Source organism: Pseudarthrobacter sp. CCNWLW207, from assembly GCF_037203945.1.
Classification (GTDB): domain Bacteria; phylum Actinomycetota; class Actinomycetes; order Actinomycetales; family Micrococcaceae; genus Arthrobacter.
In genome coordinates, this window is the sequence record NZ_JBBCBS010000004.1 from 324,791 (window position 1) to 340,339 (window position 15,549).

17 protein-coding genes and 1 tRNA gene are annotated in these 15,549 nt (G+C 64.0%); 10 read left to right on the forward strand and 8 right to left on the reverse strand.

Features of this window, described 5'->3' with window-relative positions; translation table 11 throughout:
- The first annotated feature begins 139 nt into the window (after positions 1-139).
- Together V9L17_RS09365 and V9L17_RS09370 are read left to right on the forward strand one after the other, a co-directional pair.
- Positions 140-1,045, forward strand: a complete 906-nt coding sequence (locus V9L17_RS09365; RefSeq protein WP_337348275.1) for a PAC2 family protein — start codon at positions 140-142, stop codon at positions 1,043-1,045.
- A gap of 26 nt (positions 1,046-1,071) precedes the next feature.
- Positions 1,072-1,413, forward strand: a complete 342-nt coding sequence (locus V9L17_RS09370; protein WP_337351215.1) for a YciI family protein — start codon at positions 1,072-1,074, stop codon at positions 1,411-1,413.
- A gap of 61 nt (positions 1,414-1,474) precedes the next feature.
- Here the strand turns inward: V9L17_RS09370 and mshC are convergent, their stop codons facing one another.
- Together mshC and V9L17_RS09380 are read right to left on the reverse strand one after the other, a co-directional pair.
- Positions 1,475-2,752, reverse strand: a complete 1,278-nt coding sequence (gene mshC / locus V9L17_RS09375) for a cysteine--1-D-myo-inosityl 2-amino-2-deoxy-alpha-D-glucopyranoside ligase (RefSeq protein ID WP_337351216.1) — start codon at positions 2,750-2,752, stop codon at positions 1,475-1,477.
- 15 nt (positions 2,753-2,767) lie between these two features.
- Positions 2,768-3,601, reverse strand: coding sequence for an undecaprenyl-diphosphate phosphatase (locus V9L17_RS09380; RefSeq protein WP_337348277.1), 834 nt, complete (start codon positions 3,599-3,601; stop codon positions 2,768-2,770).
- A 50-nt stretch (positions 3,602-3,651) separates the two neighbouring features.
- Between V9L17_RS09380 and V9L17_RS09385 the strand changes: the two genes are divergently transcribed.
- Positions 3,652-4,593: an aldo/keto reductase gene (locus tag V9L17_RS09385; protein ID WP_337351217.1), complete on the forward strand. Its 942-nt coding sequence runs from the start codon at positions 3,652-3,654 to the stop codon at positions 4,591-4,593.
- Between the two features lie 22 nt (positions 4,594-4,615).
- Here V9L17_RS09385 and V9L17_RS09390 read toward each other — a convergent pair whose 3' ends face one another.
- The gene (locus tag V9L17_RS09390) at positions 4,616-4,882 is read right to left on the reverse strand and encodes a hypothetical protein (protein WP_337348279.1); all 267 of its coding nucleotides are present in this window, start codon (positions 4,880-4,882) and stop codon (positions 4,616-4,618) included.
- Positions 4,883-4,921: 39 nt separating this feature from the next.
- On the opposite strand from V9L17_RS09390, the gene V9L17_RS09395 reads away from it, so the two are divergent.
- A complete protein-coding gene (locus V9L17_RS09395) occupies positions 4,922-5,155 on the forward strand; it encodes a DUF5703 family protein (protein ID WP_337348280.1) in 234 nt (77 codons plus the stop codon).
- Positions 5,156-5,175: 20 nt separating this feature from the next.
- Here V9L17_RS09395 and V9L17_RS09400 read toward each other — a convergent pair whose 3' ends face one another.
- Complete coding sequence (locus V9L17_RS09400; RefSeq protein ID WP_337351218.1) at positions 5,176-6,336, reverse strand: acyl-CoA dehydrogenase family protein; 1,161 nt, start codon at positions 6,334-6,336, stop codon at positions 5,176-5,178.
- Positions 6,337-6,348: 12 nt separating this feature from the next.
- Entirely contained in the window at positions 6,349-7,653 is a 1,305-nt protein-coding gene (locus V9L17_RS09405) for a M20/M25/M40 family metallo-hydrolase (protein WP_337351219.1), read from the reverse strand.
- Positions 7,654-7,826: 173 nt separating this feature from the next.
- On the opposite strand from V9L17_RS09405, the gene V9L17_RS09410 reads away from it, so the two are divergent.
- Positions 7,827-7,909: transfer RNA gene (locus V9L17_RS09410), tRNA-Leu, on the forward strand.
- Positions 7,910-8,171: 262 nt separating this feature from the next.
- Positions 8,172-8,474, forward strand: a complete 303-nt coding sequence (locus tag V9L17_RS09415) for a DUF4193 domain-containing protein (protein WP_131132986.1) — start codon at positions 8,172-8,174, stop codon at positions 8,472-8,474.
- A 94-nt stretch (positions 8,475-8,568) separates the two neighbouring features.
- On the opposite strand, the gene V9L17_RS09420 is transcribed toward V9L17_RS09415, so the two are convergent.
- Positions 8,569-9,033 carry a GatB/YqeY domain-containing protein gene (locus V9L17_RS09420; RefSeq protein ID WP_337351220.1) on the reverse strand — a complete coding sequence of 155 codons (465 nt, stop codon included), beginning with the start codon at positions 9,031-9,033 and terminating at the stop codon, positions 8,569-8,571.
- A 111-nt stretch (positions 9,034-9,144) separates the two neighbouring features.
- On the opposite strand from V9L17_RS09420, the gene V9L17_RS09425 reads away from it, so the two are divergent.
- The 4 genes from V9L17_RS09425 to V9L17_RS09440 are packed head-to-tail and all read left to right on the forward strand — an operon-like array spanning position 9,145 to position 13,295.
- Complete coding sequence (locus V9L17_RS09425; protein ID WP_337351221.1) at positions 9,145-9,888, forward strand: M50 family metallopeptidase; 744 nt, start codon at positions 9,145-9,147, stop codon at positions 9,886-9,888.
- A gap of 9 nt (positions 9,889-9,897) precedes the next feature.
- Positions 9,898-11,007 carry a glutathione S-transferase family protein gene (locus tag V9L17_RS09430; protein ID WP_337351222.1) on the forward strand — a complete coding sequence of 370 codons (1,110 nt, stop codon included), beginning with the start codon at positions 9,898-9,900 and terminating at the stop codon, positions 11,005-11,007.
- 17 nt (positions 11,008-11,024) lie between these two features.
- Entirely contained in the window at positions 11,025-12,134 is a 1,110-nt protein-coding gene (locus tag V9L17_RS09435) for a serine hydrolase domain-containing protein (RefSeq protein WP_337351223.1), read from the forward strand.
- Between the two features lie 27 nt (positions 12,135-12,161).
- Positions 12,162-13,295: an FUSC family protein gene (locus V9L17_RS09440; protein ID WP_337351224.1), complete on the forward strand. Its 1,134-nt coding sequence runs from the start codon at positions 12,162-12,164 to the stop codon at positions 13,293-13,295.
- On the opposite strand, the gene V9L17_RS09445 is transcribed toward V9L17_RS09440, so the two are convergent.
- Together V9L17_RS09445 and V9L17_RS09450 are read right to left on the reverse strand one after the other, a co-directional pair.
- Positions 13,292-14,203: a MaoC family dehydratase gene (locus tag V9L17_RS09445; protein ID WP_337351225.1), complete on the reverse strand. Its 912-nt coding sequence runs from the start codon at positions 14,201-14,203 to the stop codon at positions 13,292-13,294. The two genes, V9L17_RS09440 and V9L17_RS09445, sit on opposite strands and share 4 nt — an antisense overlap.
- On the reverse strand, positions 14,200-15,540 hold the full coding sequence (locus tag V9L17_RS09450) for a 3-oxoacyl-ACP reductase (RefSeq protein ID WP_337351226.1): 1,341 nt from the start codon (positions 15,538-15,540) through the stop codon (positions 14,200-14,202). The genes V9L17_RS09445 and V9L17_RS09450 overlap by 4 nt, the downstream gene beginning before the upstream one ends.
- Positions 15,541-15,549 lie beyond the last annotated feature (9 nt).

Sequence of the window (15,549 nt, forward strand, 5' to 3'; positions counted from 1 at the left end):
GGTGCCCGGCTGGACGCGGGCTGTGGGCTACGCCCTCGGCGAATACATGGCATCCCGCAGGCAGGCGTGGCGCGGCGCCGATCATTTTTCGGCGCTTCATTCTATGCGTGACGCGGGTTCTTGGACGTAGGGTGATGGGATGAATAGCTTCGACGGAGACACCACCGAACCGGGTGCCGAGGCCGGGCCGGAGCGGTTCCTGCAGCCAGTGGCTGAGGGTGAACGCATCACCGTAATGCTGGCCGCCTTTGAGGGCTGGAACGACGCGGGGGAAGCGGCCAGCGATTCCCTGCGGTACCTGAACAAGCTCTGGGGCGGCAAGAAAGTTGCGTCCATCGACGCCGACGAATATTACGACTTCCAGTTCACCCGGCCGACCGTACGGCGCAATGCCGCCGGCGAACGGAAGATCAAGTGGCCATCCACCAGGATCTACAAGGCCAGCGCGCCGGATTCCAACGTGGACGTCATCTTTGTCCAGGGCACCGAGCCGTCCTATAAGTGGCGTGCCTATACGGCCGAGCTGCTGGTCCACGCGGAAGCCCTGAATGTGGACTACGTTGTGCTGGTCGGGGCCCTGTTGGCTGATGTGCCCCACAGCCGCCCCATCCCGGTCAGCACGTCCTCGGACGATGCACCGCTGCGGGAACGGCTGAACCTGGAGGCCTCCCAGTACGAGGGACCCGTGGGCATAGTGGGAGTTTTGGCCGAAGTGGCGCTGCTGGCCGGGATCCCCACCGTCTCCCTATGGGCTGCCGTGCCGCACTACGTGGCCCAGGCGCCGTCGCCCAAAGCGCAACTGGCCCTCCTGCACCGCATTGAAGAATTGCTCCAGGTGCCGCTGGACACCCATGAACTGGCCGAGGAAGCTGATGCCTGGGAACGCGGCGTGGACGAGCTCGCCACCGAAGATCCGGAGATCGCGGCCTATGTGCGCCAGCTTGAGGAAGCGAAGGACACCGCCGATCTGCCTGAGGCCAGCGGGGAGTCCATCGCCCGGGAGTTTGAGCGGTACCTGAAGCGCCGGGGCAAGGACAAGCAATAAGACTGCCACAGCAGAGGAGTCCTCGAATGACGAAGTACCTGATCTCGTTCCCCAGTGAAGCGATGGTGGTCCCGGAGGAGGAGTTCGAGGCGGTGGTCGAAGCCTCGCACGCCGTCATCGACGAGGCCAAGGCGGCGGGCATCTACGTTTTCGGCGGCGGGATTGATGAGGGCGTAGCCCCGGTGCTCGTCGCCGGTGACGGCACCGTCACCGAGGAAACGTACCCAGGCCACCTGGTGCCCAATGGCGGCTACACAGTTCTTGAGTTGCCGTCGCGGGAGGCGGCACTCGAGTGGGCCGCCAAGATCGCCGTCGCCTGCCGCTGTCCGCAAGAGGTCCGGCAGTTCGCCTACGACCCCGCCAGCTGACAGGTACAACCTCGACTGCCTTCCCTCCCCCGGGGTCAGCCAGATTCTTCAGGACGGCGGTCTAAAGGACGACGCCGAGCAGCGCCTCGACGGCATCACTGACCAGGGCACGGTCCCGCTGGCTGCCCGCTGCCGCGGCGGAGGCGGCTCCGGCGGCCCAACGGTCGACCGCCCCAACCGCCGCCGGCGCGTCCAGATCCGTTGCGAGGGCGGCCCGCATTTCCGCGATCAGCCCGAGCGCAGAACCTTCCGGAGCAGCCTCGAGTGCGCTGCGCCACGCAGAGAGCCGTCCTTTCGCCTCGGCGAAGCCGGCGTCGGTCCAGGACCAGTCAGACCGGTAGTGGTGGGCCAGGATCGCCAGCCTGATGGCCGCCGGCTCCTCCCCCGTGGCCCGGAGCCGCGACACCAGGACCAGGTTGCCTTTGGACTTGCTCATTTTCTCGCCGTCCAGCCCCACCATGCCGGCATGTGCATAGTGGTGGGCCAGCGGCACGCCCGCTAAGGAGTAGGCGTGGCCCGCCCCCATCTCGTGGTGCGGGAAAATGAGGTCGGAGCCTCCACCCTGCACTGTAAACGGGGCTGGGAGGTACTCCTGGGCAATGACAGTGCACTCGATGTGCCAGCCAGGGCGTCCGTCTCCGAGCTCTCCCCCGGGCCAGCTGGGCTCACCTTTTCTGGCGACTCGCCACAGGAGAGGGTCCAGCGCCTGCCGCTTGCCGGCACGTCCGGGGTCGCCGCCGCGTTCGGCGAACAGTTCCAGCATCTCCGTTTCCACAAGGCCGGAGATATCACCGAGGGTCCAGGCATCGGCGGCGGCGGACTGCTTTCCGGCCGCCTCGACGTCGTAATAGATATCGCCGTCCGGCTCGCCCGCTCCGCCGGGCACGCGGTAAGCGAGGCCTTTGCTCAGGAGCCGCTCAATGGCGGGAACGATCAGCGGGACGGATTCCACAGCGCCGACGTAGTGGTCCGGCGCGAGGACATTCAGGGCCACCATGTCCGTCTGGAAAAGTTCGATCTGGCTGGCGGCAAGGTCCTGCCAGTCGACGCCCGTGGCAGTGGCCCGCTCCAGCAGCGGGTCATCGACGTCGGTGACGTTTTGTACGTAGGCCACGCGCTGGCCGGCATCACGCCAGGCCCTGTTCAACAGGTCAAACGCAACGTAACTGGCCGCGTGACCCATATGTGTGGCGTCGTAAGGCGTGATCCCGCAGACATACAACGACTGGTCGCCGTCGCCCCGGAGTTCAACTTCCCGGCCTTGGACAGTGTCAAAAAGCCTGATGGCAGGCATATGGCCGGGCAGGTCAGGAACGGGGCGGGATATCCAGGATTTCACAGGCCAAGCCTACTGTCAGGCGCTGATCACATTGAAACCGAGCAGCAGATACAGGGCAAGGCCCAGGAAGATCCGGTACCAGACAAAGAGCCGGTAGCTGCGCGTCGAGACGAACTTCAGGAACCAGCCAATAATGACGTAGCCCACCACGAAGGCGATGACGGTGGCCATGGCAGTCTCCGGCAGGCCGTAGGGGCCGGTGATGCCTTCCTTCGATACCGTCTTGTAGAGCTGGAACAGTCCGCTGCCGAAGACTGCGGGAATAGCCAGGAGGAACGAATAGCGGGCGGCGGCTTCACGGGTGTACCCCATGAGCAGGCCCGCAGTGATAGTGCCACCGGAGCGGGAAACGCCCGGAATCAAGGCCATTGCCTGGGCGAAACCGAAAAGGATGCCGTGCTTATAGGTTAATCGGGTCAGCTCCCGTTCCTGTTTGCCCACGGCATCCGCCACGGCGAGTACCAGGCCGAACACGATCAAGGTCGTTGCAACAATCCAGAGGCTGCGCAGGACAGATTCGATCTGGTCCTGGAACAGGAGCCCCAGGACGATGATGGGTAGGCTGCCGAGAATCACGAGCCAGCCCATCCGCGCGTCAGGGTCCTGTCGCGAGACCTTTCCGGTCAGCGAGCCCAGCCACGCCTTGACGATGCGGACGATGTCGTGCCAGAAAAAAACGAGGACGGCTGTTTCGGTGCCGAGCTGTGTGATAGCGGTGAATGCGGCACCGGGATCGGCAGCGTTGGGCAGGAATTGCCCGACGATCCGTAGGTGCGCGCTTGATGAAATCGGTAGAAATTCGGTCAGTCCCTGCACTAGGCCCAGCAGGGCCGCCTCAAACCAGTTCACGCTAAGACCCTACGTCATGGACCCGGCTGATTCCCCGTAAGCTTGCAGCTATGCAGCAGCGTTACGTTGGCAACAGTGGATTGCGAGTCTCCGCCCTATCTCTCGGGACCATGTCATGGGCAGGCGAAACCGATGAGCAGGACGCCACCGAATTGCTGCGGACGTTTGTGGACGCGGGCGGCCGGCACATCGATACGGCGGCCTCTTATTCCGATGGCAGGTCGGAGGCACTTATCGGCTCGCTGCTGGGCGACGTCGTCTCCCGCACCGAGGTCTCGATCTCCACCAAAGCCGGAATCTCGACGCCGGACGGCCGGCGGACCGTGGACACGTCGCGTAACGCGATGCTTTCGGGGCTCGATGCCAGCCTCGCACGACTGGGCACCGATTACGTCGATATTTGGTTTGCCCAGGCCTGGGATCCCAACGTCCCCCTCGATGAGACATTGTCTGCGTTGGAGTTCGCCTTACGGAGCGGCCGTGCCCGTTACGCCGGCATCTCAAACTTCAACGGCTGGCAGAGCGCCAAGGCCGCCGCCGTCGCCGGATTCCCGCTGGTTGCCGCGCAGGCGGAATATTCGCTGCTCCGGCGGAGGCCTGAAGAGGAATTGATTCCTGCGGTGGAGGATGCCGGGCTGGGACTGCTGGCGTGGGGGCCGCTGGGGCGTGGGGTGCTGACGGGCAAATACAGAGGCAGCATCCCGGGCGATTCGCGGGCCGCCAACCCTGGCCTTGCCTCCTATGTGGAACCGTATCTCGGCCAAGAGGCCTCCCGTGTGGTGGAGGCCGTTTCAATGGCTGCGAAGGGGCTGGGACGCACGCCGCTCGACGTGTCACTCAGCTGGCTGCTCTCCCAGCACGGAGTGGCCTCGGCAATCGTGGGCCCCCGGACGCCTGTCCAGCTCAAGGAAATCCTTGACGCGCAGCTTTCCCCGCTACCGCCAGAAATTTCGCGGGCCCTGGAGGACGTGTCCGAACCGGCCCAACGCTGACTGGCGGCCGGTTGACCGGGTCTTAGTCTTCGAGGATCTCCAGGTCTTCTTCGTCGTCGACATCCCGTTCTTCGTCTTCGTCCTCTTCGTCGTCAAAAACCTGCAGCGGCGTCACTTCGCTGTAGGCCTCGTAAAGGGCGTCCTCATAAACTTCGAACGCATCCGCGACGGCAAAAAAAGCCGCCTCTACGGCGGGGTCCCCATCACCGCGGCGGTTGGACGCTGCTATAAGGTGTTCTTCCAAGGAGGAAGTTAAGGACTGAAGCGCGACACGCGGATCGATGCTCATGACTTCACGTTAGCCGGAAAAGGACGAAAATGGAGAGCAATGAAGGAACATTTTCTCACCAGCTCGGTCCAGCGGGAACGGGACTATCTGAGGCAGTACGAGTACCTCGTACTGACGGTCAGTCCTGACGATTCCCTGCCTGACGCCCGGCGCCGTCTTGTGGAACATTCCGAATACGGCAAGTGGGAGTTGGAGCGCAGCAAGCTGTACGTGGGCGGAGGCAGGCGCTTTTGGCTCCGCCGCCGGGTGATGCAGGTCCAGCGCACTGTCTAGGGGTTCGTTGCCGATGCCGTTCAGGCTTCGAGCGGGCCGAGCCAGGCGTTCGCAACCGTGTTGTGAGCCGATTCATCATCCGACGGGTGGAATATGCCGGCCAGCACGTCGCGGTAAAGCCGCTCCAGTTCCGAGCCCCGGAAATAGCTTGAGCCGCCGCTCACTCTGATGGCCAGGTCCACCACACGCCGTGCAGTTTCGGTTGCGTTGACTTTCAGCCCCACGAGCTTGGGGAACCACTGGGGTCCATGGTCAACGAGGGCATCCACGTCCCGGGCCACCAAAGCCAACTGCGGATAGAGGCAGTCCATGGCCATGGCCGCCTCTGCCACTTTCCAGCGGATGTCAGGATCCTGGGCATAGCTTCGGCCGCCGTTCTTCAGCGAAGTCCGCCGCTTAACCGCTGCAACCCCCAAATCCAGGGCCCGTTCTCCGATTCCTGTGTAGACGGCGGCCAGCAACGTTTCGAAACACGCGAAGATGGCGAAAATCAGCGGATCGGCGTTGGGACCGACGGGCAGTTTGCGGAAGATCCGGTCCGGTGGGATTTCGGCGCCGTCCAGCACTGTGGTGTTGGACTGGCTGGCACGCATCCCCAGCGTGTCCCAGTCGTCCAGGATCCGGTAGCCGGGGGCGTCCCGGCGGAGGAAACCGTGGACCAACTCCCCTTCGCCGTTCCGGGCCTCGGTATCTTTGCCGAAGATCCCCAGCTGTGTCCAGGCCGGTGAGAGGCTTGTGAAGATCTTTGTTCCCGTGAAGCTGTAACCGCCATCCGGCAACGGCGCCGCCACCGTGCGCGAATCAAACAGCACGGAGTCGTTGCCCGCCTCCGAGTTCCCGAACGCGAAGATCTCGCCTCCGGCCGCTTCCCGCAGGACATAGTCCAGGGACTGATCGCCCCTGGCCGCGAGCACCTGTGCGACGCCGGTCCAGACCAAATGCATGTTCACGGCCAGGGCGGTGGCTGGTGCCGCCGTTGCCAGCCGCCGTTGGCACTGTGCCGCCGATTCCAGCCCAAGCCCCAGGCCGCCGTCGGACACGGGGACAAAGAGCCTAAGGTAGCCGGCGGCGGCGAGTTCCTCAAGGTCTTCGTGGAAAAAGGCATTATCGCGGTCGTAGGCTGCGGCGCGCCCCCTGAACCGCTCCAGCAGGGCGTCCGGCAATACGTCCTCGGGTGTCATGCTGGGCCTGGCTCAGTAGTTCGTAAGGAGTGTGTTGAGCACGCGTGCACCGAACTTCAGCGAATCCGCCGGGACGCGCTCGTCGACGCCGTGGAACATGCCGGTGAAGTCGAGGTCGTCCGGAAGCTGCAGCGGCGCGAAGCCGTAGCCCGTGATGCCCAGGCGGCTCAGGGACTTGTTGTCCGTGCCTCCAGAGAGGGTGTAAGGCAGGACTTTGGCTCCCGGGTCTTCGGCATGCAGCGCGTCAATCATGGAATCCACCAGGTTGCCCGCGAAGGGAACCTCCAGGGAGACATCGTTGTGCACGTAGCTGACGTCCACCCCGGTTCCGGCGAGCTCACGGACTATTTCGAGCACGTGGTCCTGCTGGCCCGGCAGTGTGCGGCAGTCAACAAGGGCCTCGGCCGATTCCGGAATCACGTTGTGTTTGTAGCCGCCGTTCAGCAAGGTCGGGTTGGTGGTGTTTTGCAGTGTTGCCCCCACGAACCGGGCCACCGTGCCGAGTTGGTTCAGGAGGACGTCCGGGTTGTCCGGATCGAATTCCACTCCCGTAAGTTCTGTCACGCCGTCCAGGAACTGACGCGTGGTAGGGGTCAGCTCAATGGGCCATTTGTATTCCCCGATCCGGGTCACAGCGGCTGCCAGCCGTGTGATCGCGTTGTCAGTATTGATCTGGGAACCGTGGCCGGCGCGTCCTTGGGCAACGAGGCGGAGCCAGGAGATCCCCTTTTCCGCTGTCTGAAGGAGGTAGGTGCGCTGCCCCCCAATGGTTGCCGAGAACCCGCCTACCTCGGAGATGGCCTCCGTCGCACCTTCGAAAAGTTCCGGGCGCTTGTCCACCGCGTACCGGGCCCCGTATTCGCCTCCAGCCTCCTCGTCAGCGAAGAAGGCGAAGATGATGTCCCGCTTCGGTTTCCGTCCTGTCCTGGCGAACCCGCGCAGTACGGAGAGGATCATGGCGTCCATGTCCTTCATGTCCACTGCGCCGCGCCCCCAGATGAGGCCGTCCTTGAGCTCCGCGCCGAACGGATCTACCGACCACTGCTCCCTGATAGCGGGGACCACGTCAAGGTGGCCGTGGACCACGAGGGCACTTGCGCCCGGGTCCTCCCCAGCCATCCTGGAGACGACGCTTGCCCTGCCAGGGGCCGACTCGAAGATTTCGGCGGACAACCCGACTTCCTCGATCAGGCCGGCTGTGTACTCGGCTGCGGCGCGTTCCCCGGGTCCGGACCCGTCGCCGTAATTGGAGGTGTCAATCCGGATGAGTTCCTGGCAGATCCGGACGACTTCATCTTCGGGACGGATTTGGGTCATTGGGCACTCCTCATGAAGGTGGCGGCTGCTGGGAACCTGGGCGGATTTCCGTGCCTTCAGCCTACCCATCGGGCCCGATTTCATGTTCCAGGAAAGTTCATGTAGAGTCTTTCTCGCTGCTTCGGAGAAATGCGAAACGCTGAAAGGCGGAAACATTGTCCGAATTACCACCTGCGCGGGTGGCGGAATGGCAGACGCGCTAGCTTGAGGTGCTAGTCCTCGAAAGGGGGTGGGGGTTCAAGTCCCCCTCCGCGCACAGAAGGGAAAGCCCCTGGAATCCAAGGATTCCAGGGGCTTTTTTCTATGGCGGCAAACTTCGATCCGGCTGCGGCCGCCGTCGGTCTTGTGCTGATTGCAGGTTCCATGCTTTAGTAGCCCGCAGCAATGCCGTTGGTCACATTCGGATCGAACATCGCCCGCCACACGTGTAGTGGAGCGTTAGCCCGTTGGGGAATACCAGCGCCATGCTGTACGTTGCATACGCGACAGACTGAACCAAAGAAAAGAGAAACACCTAAGTGGCAACCGATTACGATGAACTCCGCTCCGACGTCAAGGAGTCGCAGGACAACTCGCTCGAGGCGCTCCAGTCCGCGAACGCACCGGACGCCCGCAGCGTTGTGCTGGAACTCGATGAGGCAGATGGACTGGATGGCGCAGGCGTTCCGGGCGGCGAATTCGTTGCCGAGGAACTGATCGTCCAGGTGATCCCCCAGGCCGATGACGAGTTCACCTGCTACTCCTGCTTCCTTGTCCGGCACCGCTCGCAGATCGCGCGGCAGAAAGACGGACACAGCTACTGCACGGACTGCGAAGGCTGATAGCAGTACGAAGGACACCCCCGGCGCCCGCTACCGCAGGCGCACCCGGAGACGATGAGGCGCGCCCACGGCAACCGTGGACGTGCCTTTCGTTTTAACCGAGCCGGCTGCGGACCATCTGGCTGACGGCTTTTCCGTCGAAGCGGCCAGCGACCTTCGCGGTGACCGGCTTCATCACCTCGCCCATCTGGCGCATGCCGGGCACCTGGCCCTGGGCGCTGATCTCGGCAATGACGCCATCAACGATGGCTTCCACTTCAGCTTCGGTCAGCTGCTTTGGCAAGTAAGCCTCGATGACCTCCGCCTCGGCGATTTCAGCGGCAGCACGGTCAGGTTCTCCTGCCTCCGTATAGATCCGCGCGGTGTCGCGGCGTTTGGCCGCTTCCTTCTGCAGCAGGGACGTCACCTGGGCGTCGTCCAGCACCACAGGCGTCTTCCCTGACTTTTCGCGGGTTTCGATCTCGCCCAGTACGTTGCGCACGGTCGTGAGCGCTATCTTGTTGCGCTCCTTCATGTGAATCACCACATCAGCGTGCAGTCGTTCCTTCAAAGTGGACACGGTATTCCTCGATTCATAGCGCGCCCCAGGCCGGGGCGCCGGCAGGTCCACCTGCCCTCTAGTACCGTAGAGGGCTATGGCGCACTCTGACTACCTCCCCGCGGGCAGGCGATGAACACCCTGCCCGGCCAACTGTGGCAGCGCCTCGTTGAAGCTTTCGGCCGGACCGCCCTGCCTGATGTTTCCCTCAGTGAATTGGCGGTGGTCCTTCTTCTGGCCACTGCATTGTCGATTCCCCGGGCCACTTGGCGATACTTTGGCCTGTTGGCCACCGCTACCCATGAGCTGGGCCATGCTTTTGCCGCTCTTATGAGCGGACAAAGACTGGGCGGGATCAGGCTCAGCCTGGATCACTCGGGGACAACCACCAGCTACAGCAGGGGCCGGTTGGCTGCCGTGTGGTCCGGCTTCTGGGGATACCCGGTTCCGGCACTGACCGGGGCGGCGCTGGTCTGGTCCGGCTTCAACGGCTGGGGGCCGGCCGCGCTGACCGCAGGCTCACTGACCCTGCTCCTGTCGCTTCTTTTCGTTCGCAACCTGGCGGGGTTCCTCATCACTGTGTGCGCAGCCGCGGCGGGCGCCGCGCTGGTTTTTTTCGTTCCGCACGCCTTTACCGGCCATGTGGCGATCGCGCTCGGGCTGGCTCTGTTAGTGGCTGCAGTCCGCGATGTGATCAAGCTCATGCACGTGCATTTTCGCCGCAGGGACCGCTTGGCCAGCTCCGACGCCTATCTGCTTTATCGCTCCACGTCCGTGCCCTCGTTTATCTGGATTGCGTTGTTCGCCGCCGTCGTGGGGGCTTCGTGGGTGGTGGCCTGGCAGCCTATCTCGGCGATTCTCGTTGCAGGAGCATAGGGTAGTCGGATGAAACAGGAAACGGGAGCAGCGCCGACGTCCGGCCCCAAGGGTGGCGACGATCACAGCACGTTGGGCGCCTATGTTACCGGCGGTGCGGAGTTCACCCGCGATACCAATTACATCGAGGACCGGATCACCCGTGAAGGCACTCCCGGACCCAACGGGGAACGCGGCTGGCCCGTGGAGTCGGGACGGTACCGCCTGATCGCTGCAAGAGCCTGCCCGTGGGCCAACCGGACTGTCATCGTACGAAGGCTTCTGGGCCTCGAAGATGCCATTTCTCTTGGGCAGCCTGGACCCACCCATGACGCCCGTTCCTGGACTTTCGACCTGGACCCAGGCGGCGTTGATCCGGTCTTGGGCATCGAGCGTATCCAAACCGCGTATTTCCGGCGGTTTCCCAACTATCCGAGGGGCATCACTGTCCCTGTGATCGTGGATGTCGCCAGTGGTGAAGTTGTGACGAACAATTTCCCCCAGATCACCCTCGACTTCTCCACCGAATGGACGCAGTTCCACCGTGCGGGCGCGCCGCAACTGTACCCGGTAGAGCTGCGGGCAGAAATTGACGCAGTCAACAAACGCGTCTTTACAGAGGTCAACAACGGGGTCTACCGCTGCGGCTTTGCCGGGTCGCAGGAAGCCTACGACGCCGCCTTCGCCCGGCTTTGGATGGCTTTGGACTGGCTGGAGGAGCGGCTCTCCGGCCAGCGATACCTGGTCGGAGACACCATTACCGAGGCGGACGTCCGGCTCTTCACCACCCTGGCCCGGTTCGATGCCGTGTACCACGGCCACTTCAAGTGCAACCGCCAGAAGCTTGCGGAAATGCCAGCGTTGTGGGGCTATGCCCGTGATCTTTTCCAGACGCCCGGATTTGGCGACACGATCGACTTCGTCCAGATCAAGCAGCACTATTACCTCGTGCACAGGGACATCAATCCCACGGGCATCGTGCCGCAGGGGCCGGAGTTGTCGGGCTGGTTGGATGCCCACGGCCGGGAATCCCTGGGCGGACGCCCCTTCGGAAACGGTACTCCCCCGGGTCCGGTGCGGCCAGATGAAAAGGTGACGCCAGGGCATGGGGCCGGGTCAGCACCGGAAAGCGCTTTCTAAGCCGCTAAGCTAAGGCCATGCAGATTTCCCATGGCTTTGCCGCACCCGGTTTCGAGGGCGTTTTTGACCTGTTCGAATCTCTCCTTGCCCAGGATGAGCGCTACAGCGCGCAGCTGGCTGCCTACCAGCACGGTACCAAGGTAGTTGACCTCAGCGGCGGCCCTCTCATCTCGTCAGATTCCATCACGGGCGCCTACTCCTGTTCGAAGGGCGTGGCCGCGATGGTGATTGCCTTGCTGGTCCAGGACGGCCTGCTGGATCTGGACCGCACCATGGCACACTACTGGCCGGAATTCGGGCAGCACGGAAAGGACCGCCTCCTTGTCCGTCAGGCTTTGTCCCACCAGGCCGGGGTGTTGGGCGTCGAGGGCGGCTTCGCCCTCGGTGAGTTCACTACGCCGGAAGCCGCCGCGCGGCTAGCGGCAACTGTGCCGGCGTGGCGCCCAGGCAGCTGCTTCGGATACCACGCGATCACCATCGGGATCATGATGGAGGAACTGTGCCGGCGAGTGGCCGGCAGCACGCTCCAGTCGCTGTACAACAGCCGCATCCGCGAGCCGTTCGGCGTCGACTTCTTCCTGGGGCTGCCGGTTGAGCTGGACAGCCGCTACCGGGATGTCCTCTACGACGCCGACCCGCAGCAGCCGTGGCTGGACCCACTGAGCCTTGAAGGAATCAATGGCAACGCTGCCGTGAGCACCATCATGGAGCTGCCCAACCAGCGGACGGTACGGGAGGCCGGCATGAGCGCGGCCGGCGGGGTCGGTTCGGCCGAAGGGCTTGCACGCCTGTACGCAGCGGCTACCACCGGCGTCGAAAGCGGCCCGCCATTGCTCTCGCCCGGCACAGTTGCGGCGATGTCCCAGGAACAGGCGTGGGGCCTGGACCGTTCCTCGGGGCTCGACAACGCCTTTGCCGTGGTGTTCATGAAGCCCCATCCGTCACGGAATTTTGGCAGCCACCGCGCCTTTGGCCATGAAGGCGCCAACGCGGCCCTGGGCTTCGCGGACCCATCCTACGGACTTGGTTTTGGCTACATTCCGCAGCGCGCAGAGGACGGCCGTACTCCCGGTAAGGCGCACCGCCTGGCCGCTGAGGTCAGGCGTGCGGCCGCTGCCTTGTCCTAGCGGGACCCTGCCCCTAAGGTGGGGCGGATGGGTGATACTCAACCGCCGCGGGCGGCCAGGCTGCCTAACGGGACCAGGCTCTTGCGCCGGGCGGTCAAAGGCGTAGGTGTAGCGTTCGAAGTGCAGCGCCTTCAGCTGGCCGCAAAGGCTGCGCTGGCTGCCGGCCTGGCCTTTTTTGTTGCCCCGTACATGCCGGGAGCGGCGGCGGAGTATCCGTACTATGCCCCTCTGGGCGCCTTGGTCTCGATGTACCACAACGTTGCCGGTTCAGTACGCCAGGGCCTCCAGACTCTGGTGGGCCTGGCCATGGGAATTGGCCTTGCGTTCCTCCTGGTCAATGTCACGGATCCTTCTCCGGTAAGCGTTGCGATTTTCATGGGTATCGGCGTGTTGCTCGCGGGCCTGCCGCGGCTGGGATCGGGAAGGGACTGGATTCCCACGGCGGCCCTGCTGGTCCTGTTGGTGGGCGGAAGCAACCCGGACGATTTTTCCTTCGGCTACCTCATCCAGATGGGTGTGGGCGTTGCCGTCGGCATCGCCGTGAACCTCCTGGTGTTTCCGCCCTTGCACTTCAATGCTGCGGCCGCCAGCCTGGACGAGCTCCGACTGGCACTTGGCACACAGCTGACCGACATGGGGGCAGCGCTCAAGGAGAAGTGGCCCCCGGAGCATGAGGACTGGTCCCGCCGTTCGGACGAGCTGGCAACGGCCGCCCGGTCCGTCAGGCACCTGGTCCAGGAAGCAGACGCCAGCCGTCGCGCGAACCCGCGCCGGCGGCTCCACCCCCGGGACGTGGACCTGGACTACCGCAACCTGCGCGAGCTGGAAAGGGTGACGTTCCACATCCAGGACATGACGGAGGTTCTCTCCGACGTCATCTGGCAGGAAGACGTACCCTATACGGTCCCCTTCAGGGACAGCCTGCCGCTGGCAGAAGCCATGACCGCCACCGGAGAGCTGTTGCGCTCATTCCATAGTGAAGACTCCGCATCACAGCACCGGCTGTTCAGCTCTGCGGAAGCGGCTGTGGCAGCCTGCATGGCCGCCACAGCCAGCCCGGACCCGGCAGAGCCTGACCCCGACGAAAGGACCGTGACCGCTTCCGAATCGATCCTCCTGAGCCTGCACCGGATCCTGCGCGCAGTGAGGCCAGCACCCTAGAATGCAGCCACGGTTCCGGCGAAATACTTGCGGCCGGACCTCGGGTTCCAGGCAACAAAAGAGGACTTTTGCCACGGCCCTGCCGGAAGCTGCTCGCTGCTGATGTCCAGGGCAACGCGTGCCGGCAGGAACACCGGCGCTTCGAAGTCAACGTCCCAGCTAAATGAATCCCCCTTGACCGCGCCAACGTCCGCCAGCGCCCTCGACGCCAAGTACATGCCATGGGCTATGGAGCGGCGCATCCCGAGGGCTTTGGCTGACAACACGCTGAGGTGTATGGGGTTGAAGTCGCCTGAGACTGCTGCGTAAGCCCTGCCGGTATCAACGCCCAGGTGCCACAAAGCCGTTGGATCGGGGGCTTTGAAGTCAGCCCTGCTTTCAGCAGGCGAAGGTTTGTCGATCCCCGGCAGGAATACGCCTTTGGCGAGATACGTAGAGACTCCCCGCCACCGGAGGTCGGCCGTCCCGGCACTGCGCACCTCCACCACCACGTCCACTTGCGTCCCGGAACGGTGGCCCCTCAGGTCCTCCACGTGAGCTGTGATGTCCAGCCGTTCCGAGAACAGGACTGGGGACCGTTGTTCGACATGGTTGCTGAGATGGACCATGCCCAGCAGTGGCAATGGGAAGTCATCCCTGTTCATCACGCTGATGGCAAGCGGGAAGGCGAGGGCATGGATGAAGCCGGCCGGCAGGACATCACTGGCAGTCTCGCCGATGAGGTGCTGATATGCAGTGAGGTTGCCGACGTCGGCAGTGACTCCCCTGACTTCGTGGCTGGCCTCTGGAAGTTCAGCCGCATCGTGGGATCCCAGTATTCGGCGGCGTGCGGCCTGCGCGGCCGCATTGACATACAGCTTGGAGAGGGACGGCATCTCACCCAGGATGACCGGCTGGACTGTGGTCATGCCCCCACCATGTACTGTCCGCAGACCCGCAGGACGCCGCCGTTGATTCCTCCGGCGGCATCGCTGGCCAGGAAGGCGATGGCTTCGGCAACGTCGGTGGGCTGGCCGCCCTGCCGGAGTGAGTTGAGCCGGCGGCCCGCCTCCCTCAGAGCCAGAGGTACTTTGGCGGTCATGTCGGTTTCGATGAACCCGGGTGCCACGGCGTTGATCGTTCCCCCGCGCTCGGAAAGGAGCGGAGCGGAGGCTCGCACCATGCCCATCACTCCGCCTTTGGAAGCAGCGTAGTTTGTTTGGCCGCGGTTACCGGCGATGCCGCTGGTGGAGGCCAGCGACACGATGCGGGGTGAATTGCGAAAGTGTTCAGAAGCGAGGAGGGCCTCGTTGATTCGGAGTTGGGCGGCAATATTGACGTTGATGACGGCGGACCAGCGCCCGTGATCCATGTTGGCCAGGAGTTTGTCCCTGGTGATTCCGGCGTTGTGGATGAGGATGTCCAGGCGTCCGTGCCGCTGCACGGCATGTTCGATGATCCGCTGGCCCGCGTCCTCACGGCTGATGTCCAGCTGGAGGGCCGTGCCGTGGACTTCGTTGGCCACCGCGGCGAGATGGTCTCCTGCCGCCGGAATATCCACGAGGACCACGGTTGCCCCGTCGCGGTGAAGGGTCCGGGCAATCGATGCGCCGATTCCGCGGGCGGCACCGGTAACAACGGCAACCTTGCCCGCCAACGGTTTCTCGAAATCTGCCGGCAGGCTGCCTTCCGTCGAGGTGACGGTCAGGAACTGACCGTCCACGTATGCCGAGCGTCCAGAGAGGAGGAACCGCAAGGCTGCTAAGGCGCTGGGGCTGGTAGTGGTGACGCCATCACCGAGCAGGATGCCGTTGCCGGTCGCGCCGGCACGGAGTTCCATTGCCAGCGACCGCAAGTAGCCGTCCACGCCCTGCCTGGCCGCGGCCTGTGAGGGGGTCGCGCTGTTGGCTGCAGGCCGGGAGAGGGTGATGACGCGGCCACTGGGAGCGAGATCGCGGAGCGAAGCTGCCGCTGCCAGGACTGGGTGTTCAAGATCGTCGGGCCGGTCCAGCTCATCGAGGACCAGCACTATGGCGCCAAGTTTTTCGCGCGGTACGGCATGTCTGCGGACATCCAGGTCCCACGAGAGCAGGCTGGCCGCCAGCGCGTCAGCTCCCGCAGAGTTGCCTTGCACCAGGACCGGGCCGGTGATCAGTGGCTGCCCCGGCTCGTACCGCCGCAGGATCGCCGGCTGTGGGAGGCCCAGCTTCTTTGCGACGTTCCTGCCGAGTCCGTGGCTCACGAACTGCGTGTATTTGTCTGTCATCCGGTCCCC

Coding starts and splice junctions, on each gene's coding strand:
- V9L17_RS09365 (WP_337348275.1), top strand. CDS start 140: ATGAATAGCTTCGACGGAGACACCACCGAACCGGGTGCCGAGGCCGGG.
- V9L17_RS09370 (WP_337351215.1), top strand. CDS start 1,072: ATGACGAAGTACCTGATCTCGTTCCCCAGTGAAGCGATGGTGGTCCCG.
- V9L17_RS09385 (WP_337351217.1), top strand. CDS start 3,652: ATGCAGCAGCGTTACGTTGGCAACAGTGGATTGCGAGTCTCCGCCCTA.
- V9L17_RS09390 (WP_337348279.1), bottom strand. CDS start 4,882: ATGAGCATCGATCCGCGTGTCGCGCTTCAGTCCTTAACTTCCTCCTTG.
- V9L17_RS09395 (WP_337348280.1), top strand. CDS start 4,922: ATGAAGGAACATTTTCTCACCAGCTCGGTCCAGCGGGAACGGGACTAT.
- V9L17_RS09400 (WP_337351218.1), bottom strand. CDS start 6,336: ATGACACCCGAGGACGTATTGCCGGACGCCCTGCTGGAGCGGTTCAGG.
- V9L17_RS09405 (WP_337351219.1), bottom strand. CDS start 7,653: ATGACCCAAATCCGTCCCGAAGATGAAGTCGTCCGGATCTGCCAGGAA.
- V9L17_RS09425 (WP_337351221.1), top strand. CDS start 9,145: ATGAACACCCTGCCCGGCCAACTGTGGCAGCGCCTCGTTGAAGCTTTC.
- V9L17_RS09430 (WP_337351222.1), top strand. CDS start 9,898: ATGAAACAGGAAACGGGAGCAGCGCCGACGTCCGGCCCCAAGGGTGGC.
- V9L17_RS09435 (WP_337351223.1), top strand. CDS start 11,025: ATGCAGATTTCCCATGGCTTTGCCGCACCCGGTTTCGAGGGCGTTTTT.
- V9L17_RS09440 (WP_337351224.1), top strand. CDS start 12,162: ATGGGTGATACTCAACCGCCGCGGGCGGCCAGGCTGCCTAACGGGACC.
- V9L17_RS09445 (WP_337351225.1), bottom strand. CDS start 14,203: ATGACCACAGTCCAGCCGGTCATCCTGGGTGAGATGCCGTCCCTCTCC.
- V9L17_RS09450 (WP_337351226.1), bottom strand. CDS start 15,540: ATGACAGACAAATACACGCAGTTCGTGAGCCACGGACTCGGCAGGAAC.